This window comes from Pseudomonas sp. AC355 (assembly GCF_979258205.1).
In genome coordinates, this window is the sequence record NZ_OZ409843.1 from 3,133,794 (window position 1) to 3,144,795 (window position 11,002).

Consider the following 11,002-nt stretch of genomic DNA (forward strand, 5'->3'; position numbering starts at 1 on the left):
TACCTTTTCGATTCTCGACTGGCCCTTCAATACACCACCCATTGGAGGGCAACATGGTCTCGCTCACGTTCTTTACCGCACGTCATCCGCTTACCCTCGCCATAGGCATGACCCTTGGCACTCTGAGCGCAATTCCCGCCAACCTGGCCGTGGCCGCCGAGAACCCCGCGACCAGCACGGCAACTCGCAACTATGACGTGCCCGCCGGCCCGCTGGGTGCGGCACTGTCGCGCTTCGCAGCGCAGAGTGGCGTGCTGCTGTCCTTCGATCCCGCGCTGACTGCCCACAAGAGCAGCGCCGGCTTGAAGGGCAGCTACGGGATCGATGAAGGCTTTGCCCAGCTACTGCAGGGTAGCGATCTGAGCACCGAGCGGGACGCCAACGGCGGTTACCGCCTGCAGGCGCTGAGCAGCGTTGCCAGTAGCGAACCCCTGGAGTTGCGGGCCTCCAGCGTCGTGGGTGACTGGCTGGGCAGCGCCGATGCGCTCGATGTGTACAACCACCCGGGCGCTCGCGACGTGATCCGCCGCGAAACTTTCGAGCAAGTGGGCGCCAGCAGTGCCCGGGAAGTACTCAACCGCATTCCCGGCGTCAATGCGCCGGAAAACAATGGCACCGGCAGCCATGACCTGGCGCTCAACTTCGGTATCCGCGGCCTCAATCCGCGCCTGGCTTCGCGCTCCACGGTACTGATGGATGGCATTCCGGTGCCCTTCGCGCCTTATGGCCAGCCACAGCTATCCCTGGCCCCGATCTCCCTGGGCAACATGGACGCCATCGACGTGGTTCGCGGCGGCGGCGCGGTGCGTTACGGCCCACAGAACGTCGGCGGCATCGTCAACTTCGTGACCCGCGCTATCCCTGACCAGCCGACCATCAAGGGCGGTCTGCAGACCGAAGTCAGCCCTTCCAGCAGCCAGGACGGCTTCAAGAAGACCGGCAATCTGCTGATCGGCGGCACCAACGAAAATGGCCTGGGCGGCGCCCTGCTCTACTCGGGCACCCGCGGCAGCGACTGGCGCGAGCACAGCGACACGCAGATCGACGACCTGATCCTCAAGGGCAAATACAGCGCCGACGATGTGCACACCTTCTCGGCCATGGGTCAGTACTACGAAGGTGAAGCCGACATGCCTGGCGGCCTCACTACCGCGGCCTTCGCTGCCGACCCGTACCAGTCCACCCGCCCCTACGACAGCTTCTGGGGCCGCCGCACCCTGGCCAGCGCCAGCTACTCCTACACACCGGACGCCGATCGCGAGCTGACCGTGACCAGCTTCTTCACCAAGACCCTGCGCAGTGGTTTCCTCGAACAGGGCAACTTCCTCTCCCTGTCGCCGCGCGAGTACTGGGTGCGCGGTATCGAGACCCGCTACTCACAGGCCTTCGAGACGGGCGCCCTGAACCATGAAGTGGGCGTGGGCTATCGCTATGTCAGCGAAGAAAGCCACGAAGAGCGCTTCCGCAATCCGACCAGCACCGGTGTGCTGCCCAGCACGGCCAGCCTGCGTGATCGCAACAGCCGCGGCGAAACCGAAGCCAGCGCGGTGTATATCGATGACCGTATCGATATCGGCAACTGAACCATTACCCCTGGCGTGCGCTACGAGAAGATCGCCTCGCGCCAAGACAACAAGCTCAACGGCACCCGTGCCGCCGGGCGCTACAACACCGCCCTGCCGGCGCTGAACGTGCTGTACCGGGTCAATGATCGGGTCAACCTGTACGCCAACACCGAGGGCTCGTTCGGCGCCGTGCAGTACAGCCAGATGGGCAAGGCGCTGGCCAGCGGCGACGTCGAGCCGGAGAAGGCACGCACCTGGGAACTCGGCACACGCTATGACGACGGCCTGCTGCAGGCAGAAATCGGCGCCTTCCTGATCAACTTCGACAACCAGTACGAGAGCAACCAGCAGACCAACGACCTGACCGCACGCGGCGAGACCCGCCATCGCGGCGTGGAAAGCAGCCTCAATTACGCCCTGGAGGCACTGAATCCTGCACTCAGCGGCCTGTCGGTGTACGCCACCTACACCTTCGTCGATGCCGAGATCCGCGAGAACGGCGCCAACAAGGGAAATCAGGTGCCCTTCTCGTCGCGTCACAAGGGCGTGGTGGGCGCTCGCTATGAAACCGGCCCGTGGCAGTGGGGCGTGGATGGCAGCTACCAGAGCAGCCAATTCGCCGACAACGCCAATACCAAAGCGGAAAACGCGGCAGGCAACAACGGCGAGATTCCCGGCTACATGGCCTGGGGACTGCGCGGTGCTTACGATTTCGGCCCGCAGCTGTCCGACCTGACGGTCGCGGCGGGGGTCAAGAACGTGTTCGGTCGTGAGTACTACACGCGCTCGTTCGACGACAACAACAGCGGCAAGTACCTCGGCCAACCGCGCACCGTCTATGTGCAAACGTCGCTGGCGTTCTGATCGGCGGCGGTGAACGTCAAACCGTAGCCCGTCGCTGAGCGCAGCGATGTGCGGGAGCGTTCGTCAGGCATGCACCTATGTCACGACGAACACTTCCCTGGGTTTCGCTGCGCTCTACGCCAGGCTAAGCGGCGTTGCGCGGGTCAACGTGGCGCGTAGGCGAATACGTCGGCGCGCATCTGATGGGCATCCATGCCGGCTTCGACCAGCGCGTCCAGCGTGGCATAGACCATGCTCGGCGAGCCGCTAGCGTAGACATGCAGTGCGCCAAGGTCGTCGAAGTCCTCGCGGATCGCTTCGTGCAGTAGGCCGCAACGGCCCTGCCAGCCACATTGGTCGCTGACCACCTGATGCAGGAACAGATTGGGCAGCGCCTGCCATTCGTCCCAGTGCGGCAAGCTGTAGAAATCCTCCGGCTGCCGCGCCCCCCAGTACAGGTGAACCGGATGCGAGAAGCCGCGCGAGCGGCATTCCTCGATCAGGCTGTGCATCTGCGCCATGCCAGTGCCGGCGGCGATCAGCACCAACGGCCCGTCCGGCAACTCGGCCAGATGGGCATCGCCGAACGGCAGTTGCACCCGCGCCACACCGTCCTCGCGCAGTTGCTCCAGCAGGTTCAGAGCACTCGCTTCGCGGCCAAGGATATGCAGTTCCAGATCACGACCGTCCTGAGGCGCCGAGGCCAGGGAAAACGCCGATTTCTCGCCGCCCTGCCGCTCGATCAACAGGTACTGGCCGGCGTGGTAGCGCGGCGGTTTACCGGCCGGTGCACGCAGACGCACGCGCCAGACGTCGCCACCGGCGTCGATGCATGCCAGCACCTGGCAGCCCAGGCTGCGCACGGCCAGTTCACCCGGCGCCAGCACGCCATCCCAGTGCAGCACGCAGTCTTCCAACGGTTCGGCAATGCAGGTGTACAGCTCGCCGTGGTCGAGTTCGGCATCGCCTTGGCGCACGCGCCCTTCGACCAGCAGCGCCATACACACATGGCAATTGCCATTACGGCAGCTCTGCGGGCAGGTATAGCCGAGGCGCCGGGCAGCATCGAGGATGCGCTCGCCGGCGTCGACATCGAGAACCGCACCGGACGGTTGCAGGGTGACCTTCATCAATCGATTCCCAACTCGCTCCAGATTTCATCCACACGACGCGTGACCGCATCGTCCTTGACGATCGCCCGCCCCCACTCGCGATTGGTCTCGCCGGGCCACTTGTGGGTGGCATCGAGGCCCATCTTCGAGCCCAGGCCGGAAATCGGTGAGGCGAAATCCAGGTAGTCGATCGGCGTGTTCTCGATCATCACCGTGTCGCGCTTGGGATCCATGCGCGTGGTGATGGCCCAGATCACGTCGTTCCAGTCGCGGGCGTTGATGTCGTCATCGGTGACGATAACGAACTTGGTGTACATGAACTGTCGCAGGAACGACCACACACCGAGCATCACGCGCTTGGCATGGCCGGGGTACTGCTTCTTGATGGTCACCACCGCCATGCGGTAGGAACAGCCTTCCGGCGGCAGATAGAAGTCAGTGATCTCGGGAAATTGCTTCTGCAGAATCGGCACGAACACTTCATTCAGCGCCACGCCGAGAATCGCCGGTTCATCCGGCGGCCGACCGGTGTAAGTCGAGTGATAGATCGGATCACGACGCCGGGTGATGCGCTCGATGGTGAACACGGGGAAGGTGTCGACTTCGTTGTAGTAGCCGGTGTGATCGCCGTACGGTTCCTCTGGTGCGGTCTCGCCCGGATGGATAACGCCTTCGAGGACGATCTCGGCACTGGCCGGCACCTGCAGGTCATTGCCGATGGCCTTGACCAGCTCGGTGCGGTGGCCGCGCAAGAGGCCGGCAAACGCATATTCGGACAAGCTATCGGGCACCGGTGTCACCGCGCCGAGAATGGTCGCCGGGTCAGCGCCCAGGGCCACGCACACCGGATAGGGCTTGCCCGGATGCTTCTCGCACCACTCGCGGTAGTCCAGCGCGCCACCACGGTGACTGAGCCAGCGCATGATCACCTTGTTACGACCGATGACCTGCTGGCGGTAGATGCCGAGGTTCTGGCGCTCCTTGTTTGGCCCTTTGGTGATCGTCAGCCCCCAGGTGATCAGCGGTGCCACATCGCCCGGCCAGCAATGCTGGATCGGCAGTTTGCCGAGGTCGACATCATCGCCCTCCTCGATCACTTCGTGGCACGGCGCATCCTTGAGCACCTTGGGCGCCATGCTGATGATCTTTCTGAAGATCGGCAGCTTGCTCCAGGCATCCTTGAGCCCCTTCGGCGGCTCAGGTTCCTTGAGAAATGCCAGCAGCTTGCCGATTTCGCGCAGCTCCGACACCTCTTCCGCGCCCATGCCCAGCGCCACGCGCTTCGGCGTGCCAAACAGGTTGCCGAGTACCGGCACGTTATGGCCAGTGGGGTTCTCGAACAGCAATGCCGGGCCGCCCTTGCGCAGGGTACGGTCGCAAATCTCGGTCATTTCCAGGATTGGCGACACCGGCGCCTGAATGCGCTTGAGCTCGCCGCGCTGTTCCAGGCCGCGGATAAAGTCGCGCAGGTCGCGATACTGCATGCTGGAGCCTCTCGAATCGGGGCGCAAAGTTTAGCGCCGAAGTCGGTATTGCAGAAGAATAGCGATACTACAGACAGACAAAAGCCGGGTTTCCCCGGCTTTTGGAGTGCAACAAATAAGCATCGGATCGTAGCGAGCGAAGGTCAGGCAAGGCGAAAGCAGGCGAAAAAGCGGAGTGTACTGTTGTACATGAGCATTTTGAGCCTGTTTTCAACGCAGCATCACCTTCGCGCAGTAGATCCTCTTACTTGCGCTTCATGGACATGAAGAACTCGTCGTTGGTTTTAGTAGCCTTGAGCTTGTCGATCAGGAACTCGATGGCGGCGATCTCGTCCATCGGGTGCAGCAGCTTGCGCAGAATCCACATGCGCTGCAGCTCATCTTCGGCGGTCAGCAACTCTTCGCGACGGGTACCGGCGCGGTTGATGTTGATGGCCGGGAACACGCGCTTCTCGGCGATGCGACGATCCAGGGGCAGCTCCATGTTGCCGGTACCCTTGAATTCCTCGTAGATCACTTCGTCCATCTTCGAGCCGGTCTCGACCAGCGCGGTAGCGATGATGGTCAGCGAACCGCCTTCCTCGATGTTACGCGCGGCACCGAAGAAGCGCTTCGGCTTCTCGAGAGCGTGGGCGTCGACACCACCGGTCAGCACCTTGCCGGAGCTCGGGATCACGGTGTTGTAGGCACGTGCCAGACGGGTGATGGAGTCGAGCAGGATGACTACATCCTTTTTGTGCTCGACCAGGCGCTTGGCCTTCTCGATCACCATCTCGGCAACCTGCACGTGACGGGTTGGCGGCTCGTCGAAGGTCGACGCAACCACTTCGCCGCGCACGGTGCGCTGCATCTCGGTCACTTCTTCCGGGCGCTCGTCGATCAGCAGAACGATCAGGTGGCACTCGGGGTTGTTACGCGCAATGTTCGCTGCGATGTTCTGCAGCATGATGGTCTTACCGGCTTTCGGCGGTGCGACGATCAAGCCACGCTGGCCCTTGCCAATCGGCGCGCAGAGGTCGATCACACGGCCGGTGATGTCCTCGGTGGAGCCGTTGCCGGCTTCCATGGTCAGGCGCTTGTTGGGGAACAGCGGTGTCAGGTTTTCGAACAGAATCTTGTTCTTCGCGTTTTCGGGACGATCAAAGTTGATCGTGTCGACCTTGAGCAGCGCGAAATAACGCTCGCCTTCCTTTGGAGGGCGGATCTTGCCAACGATGGTGTCACCGGTGCGCAAGTTGAAGCGACGGATCTGGCTCGGCGAGACGTAGATATCGTCTGGGCCGGCGAGATAGGAAGCGTCTGCAGAGCGGAGGAAGCCGAAGCCGTCCTGGAGAATCTCCAGCACGCCATCACCAGAGATTTCCTCGCCGCTTTTCGCGTGCTTTTTCAGCAGGGAGAAAATCACGTCCTGCTTGCGCGAACGGGCCATATTTTCTATGCCCATCTGTTCGGCCAATTCGAGCAGTTCGGTAATCGGCTTTTGCTTGAGTTCAGTCAGATTCATATAGGAATGACGTAATCGTAAAGGAGGGGATGGTAAGCATTGAGCTTGAGAGGCCGCGGCGCAGATAGGCGACAGGCGCCCGCTTTATTGTCGAATGTTCGATTAGGAATGCGTCGGCAGCGGCGTGCAGGGGGTCACTTAGGAAAAGCAACGGCCCCGAATGTAACATCGGCTTTACGAATGCGTCTAGCCTTTACACAGAAAAAAGCCCCGCTGTCTACGGGGCCTTTCGCGGCAGCTTACAGGTTGGCGTCGATGAAAGCCGCCAGCTGCGACTTCGACAAGGCACCAACCTTGGTGGCTTCAACACTGCCGTTCTTGAACAGCATCAGGGTCGGGATGCCACGCACGCCGTACTTCGGCGGGGTGTCCTGGTTTTCGTCGATGTTCAGTTTGCAGATCTTCAGCTTGCCCTGGTATTCCTTGGAAATTTCGTCCAGAACCGGTGCGATCATTTTGCACGGGCCGCACCACTCAGCCCAGTAGTCGACCAGTACCGGGCCATCTGCCTGGATGACATCCTGGTCGAAGCTGGCATCGCTGACGTTGGTGATGAATTCACTCATGGGAAGTCTCCGTGTTCGCAGGCAATAACGATAAAGTGACGGCCATCATAGCCCGGCTAGGCTGACACAGGAAGGCGCGCGCCATTGAGCGTAACCATGTCACCTATCAACAATAACGATGGGAAATACCCCAGGCAGGCCACACCGCACAACGTATCAACCGCACAATCCACCCTCCCACAGCCGCAGTATGCGTTGGCGCGCGCGCCCTATCGTGGCACGATGACGGGGTTCTGCCTCGAGATAAACTGATCATGCCGCACACCCATGCCGAGTCCTTTCCCCTGGTCGCAGCCATCGACCTGGGCTCCAACAGTTTCCACATGGTGCTGGCCAAGGCCGACCATGGCGAAATCCGTATTCTCGAGCGGCTCGGTGACAAGGTGCAGTTGGCGGCGGGTATCGATGAACAGCGCCTGCTCAGCGAAGAGGCCATGCAGCGTGGTCTCGACTGTCTGCGTCGCTTCGCCCAACTGACCAACAGCCTGCCCCAGGGCGCAGTGCGTATCGTCGGCACCAACGCGCTGCGCGAAGCTCGTAACCGAGCCGAGTTCATTCGTCGCGCGGAAGCCCTGCTGGGTCATCAGGTGGAAGTCATCTCCGGGCGCGAAGAAGCGCGGCTGATCTACCTCGGCGTCTCCCACACCATTGCCGACACACCTGGCAAACGTCTGGTGGCCGATATCGGCGGCGGCAGCACCGAATTCATCATTGGCCAGCGCTTCGAACCGCTGCTGCGCGAGAGCCTGCAGATGGGTTGCGTGAGCTACACCCAGCGCTACTTCAAGGACGGCAAGATCACCCCTGCCCGCTATGCACAGGCGTACACCGCTGCGCGCCTGGAAATAATGGGCATCGAGCACGGCCTTACCCGCCTCGGCTGGCAAGACGCAGTGGGCGCTTCGGGCACCATCAAGGCCATCGGCCTGGCGATCCAGTCTGCCGGGCTGAGCAATAATGGCGAAGTGACCAGCGAAGGCCTCGCCTGGCTCAAGCGCAAAGTGTTCAAGTGCGGTGACGTCGAGCGCCTCGACCTGGATGGCCTGAAGCCGGATCGCCGGCCAATCTTCCCGGCGGGGCTGGCGATTCTCGAGGCTATCTTCGATGCCTGTGAGCTGAACCGCATGAGCCACTCCGAGGGCGCCCTGCGCGAGGGCGTACTCTATGACCTGCTCGGCCGCCACCAACATGAAGACGTACGCGAGAGAACCCTGTCGGCCTTTATGGAGCGCTACCACGTCGACCAGGAACAGGCCGTCCGTGTCGAGGCCAAAGCACTTTCTGCGCTGGATAAAGTCGCCGCGGATTGGCAGCTGACCGAAGACTGGCATCGCGAGTTGCTCAGCTGGGCCGCCAAGGTGCATGAGGTCGGCCTGGACATCGCCCACTATCAGTACCACAAGCATGGCGCCTACCTGATCGAGCACTCGGATCTGTCTGGCTTCTCGCGCCAGGATCAGCAGATGCTCGCGCTGCTGGTGCGCGGCCACCGACGCAATATTCCCAAGGACAAACTCAGCGAGCTCGGTGAGGACGGCGTGAAGCTGGTTCGCCTGTGCGTGCTGCTGCGTTTCGCCATTTTGTTTCACCACATTCGCGGCAGCCAGAACATGCCAAGCGTGCGCTTGAAAGCGGGCCCCACAAGCCTGGCAATTCAATTCCCCGATGGCTGGCTGGCCGCCAATCCGCTGACTCAGGCGGACTTCGAAAGCGAAGCCGAGTGGCTCAAGCGTATCGATATCACGCTGACCGTTCGCTGACGCCACATACGGGCACCGTATCCGCGATGCCCGCTCATCCAAACCGCACTCAAGCGCTTTGTGACGGTAGCCTGCAGCGCTACCTGCGCGCCAAACGCAGCAGATGTCCATCAACGACCGCAGGCATTCTGGCGACAGCCTCGGCGGCCAGTGCCTGACGCCGAAACCGGTTCGCTCACCGCTGTCGACACGCTCTTGGTAATGCCCCGCAACCACCTATTTTTGACAGTTCCAATATCCATCAGGATAGAATCGGGATTGACTTCGCACCTTACTAAGAGAGATGACGTTGGATAGCACCACAGTTAACAGCCTATTTCTAATCGGGGCCTTAATGGTGGGTGCAAGCATCGCCGTCAGTTCCCTCTCCACACGCTTAGGCGTTCCAATCCTCGTCATCTTTCTTGCAGTGGGCATGCTGGCCGGCGTCGACGGCATCGGCGGTATTGCATTCAACGACTACTCGCTCGCCTACCTGATCAGTAACCTGGCCCTGGCCGTGATCCTGCTCGATGGCGGCATGCGTACGCGCAAGGCGACATTCCGTGTAGCGCTGTGGCCCGCACTCTCGCTGGCGACCGTAGGCGTCGCCATCACGGCCGGGCTGACGGGCCTGGCGGCGGCGTGGCTGTTCAACCTGACGCTCATCGAAGGTTTGCTGATCGGCGCAATCGTCGGCTCCACCGACGCAGCCGTGGTCTTCAACCTGCTCAATGGCAAAGGTCTTAACGAGCGCGTCGGCTCCACACTGGAAATCGAATCGGGCAGCAACGACCCGATGGCGATGTTCCTGACCGTCTCGCTGATCGCCATGCTGGCCAGCGGACAAACCAGCTTCAGCTGGGGGCTGCTGACCGACCTCATCTGGCAGTTCGGCGTCGGTATCTTGCTGGGCGCGGCAGGCGGCTGGCTGTTGCTGCAACTGATCAACCGTCTGACCATTGCCGACGGCCTCTATCCGTTGCTGGCCGTCAGTGGCGGCATCCTCATCTATGCACTATCCGGCACGCTGGGCGGCAGCGGCATCCTCGCCGTATATGTCTGCGGCCTGCTGCTAGGCAACCAGCCGATCCAGAACCGCAACGGCATTCTGCACATGTTCGATGGCCTGGCCTGGCTGAGCCAGATCGGCATGTTCCTGGTGCTCGGCCTGCTGCTCACACCGAGCGATCTGCTGCCTATCGCGATACCGGCCCTGGCCTTGTCGCTGTGGATGATCCTGTTTGCACGCCCGCTGTCGGTGTTCATCGGCCTGCTGCCCTTCAAGGTGTTCCACCTGCGCGAGCGCCTGTTCATTTCCTGGATTGGCCTGCGCGGCGCCGTGCCGGTCATTCTCGCGGTCTTTCCGCTCATGGCAGGCCTGGAAAACGCCCAGTTGTTCTTCAACGTAGCGTTCTTCATCGTGCTGGTTTCATTGTTGCTGCAAGGCACTTCCCTCGGCTGGGCCGCTCGCAAGGCAAAGGTGGAAGTTCCACCGTCGCCCTCGCCGATTTCGCGTAGCGGCCTGATGATCCACCCCACCAGCCAGTGGGAAATGTTCATCTATCGCCTGGGCGCGGAAAAATGGTGCATCGGCGCGCCGCTGCGTGAGCTGAACATGCCCAAGGACACGCGTATCGCCGCTCTGTTTCGCGACCATCAACTGCTCCATCCGTCAGGTAGTACCCGCCTGGAGGCCGACGATCTGCTCTGCGTGATCGGCCACGAGCACAACCTGACGGCGCTCGGCAATCTGTTCAGCCAGGCACCGAAGCGCGCCAAGGATCTGCGTTTCTTTGGCGACTTCGTGCTCGAAGGCGACGCCGAGCTCGATGCCGTGGCCGCCCTCTACGGTTTGACCCTGGAAGAGCAGGATCGCGGCCAGTCGCTGGCCCAGTTCATCGGCCACCTGATCGACAGCGAAACCGTCGTCGGCGATCAGGTCGAGTGGCAGGGGCTGACCTGGACGGTCGCCGAGATGGAAGGGAACAAGATCCGCAAAGTCGGCGTCAGATTCCCCGAAGGCGCCCGCCCGGGCCCCAGTCTGTCGTTCTGACCTGAATGAGATTGCGTCAACCAGCGCCCTGCCACTCAGCAGCAGGGCCGGCGTACTGCAGATCATGAAAGGGGCCTGACAGATCGCCGCGCGGGACTCCTCACCAGTCTGTAGACTCACCAGGACTCCACCC

The 11,002-nt window shown here is 61.8% G+C and carries 6 protein-coding genes and 1 pseudogene; 3 read left to right on the forward strand and 4 right to left on the reverse strand.

What is annotated here, in order from left to right:
* Positions 1-107: 107 nt before the first annotated feature.
* Positions 108-2,429, forward strand: a pseudogene (gene fecA / locus ACZ0AI_RS14850) (TonB-dependent Fe(3+) dicitrate receptor FecA).
* Positions 2,430-2,572: 143 nt separating this feature from the next.
* Here fecA and ACZ0AI_RS14855 read toward each other — a convergent pair.
* The 4 genes from ACZ0AI_RS14855 to trxA form a co-directional block, all read right to left on the reverse strand.
* A complete protein-coding gene (locus ACZ0AI_RS14855) occupies positions 2,573-3,538 on the reverse strand; it encodes a CDP-6-deoxy-delta-3,4-glucoseen reductase (protein ID WP_463562525.1) in 966 nt (321 codons plus the stop codon).
* On the reverse strand, positions 3,538-5,004 hold the full coding sequence (ubiD, locus tag ACZ0AI_RS14860; RefSeq protein ID WP_463562526.1) for a 4-hydroxy-3-polyprenylbenzoate decarboxylase: 1,467 nt from the start codon (positions 5,002-5,004) through the stop codon (positions 3,538-3,540). The genes ACZ0AI_RS14855 and ubiD overlap by 1 nt, the downstream gene beginning before the upstream one ends.
* Positions 5,005-5,248: 244 nt before the next feature.
* Positions 5,249-6,508, reverse strand: coding sequence for a transcription termination factor Rho (rho, locus tag ACZ0AI_RS14865; protein WP_042552300.1), 1,260 nt, complete (start codon positions 6,506-6,508; stop codon positions 5,249-5,251).
* A 239-nt stretch (positions 6,509-6,747) separates the two neighbouring features.
* Positions 6,748-7,074, reverse strand: a complete 327-nt coding sequence (gene trxA / locus ACZ0AI_RS14870; protein ID WP_073262724.1) for a thioredoxin TrxA — start codon at positions 7,072-7,074, stop codon at positions 6,748-6,750.
* A 254-nt stretch (positions 7,075-7,328) separates the two neighbouring features.
* Here trxA and ppx point away from each other — a divergent pair, with 254 nt between their 5' ends.
* A complete protein-coding gene (gene ppx / locus ACZ0AI_RS14875; RefSeq protein WP_463562527.1) occupies positions 7,329-8,834 on the forward strand; it encodes an exopolyphosphatase in 1,506 nt (501 codons plus the stop codon).
* A 283-nt stretch (positions 8,835-9,117) separates the two neighbouring features.
* A complete protein-coding gene (locus tag ACZ0AI_RS14880) occupies positions 9,118-10,869 on the forward strand; it encodes a potassium/proton antiporter (RefSeq protein WP_463562528.1) in 1,752 nt (583 codons plus the stop codon).
* Positions 10,870-11,002: the final 133 nt, after the last annotated feature.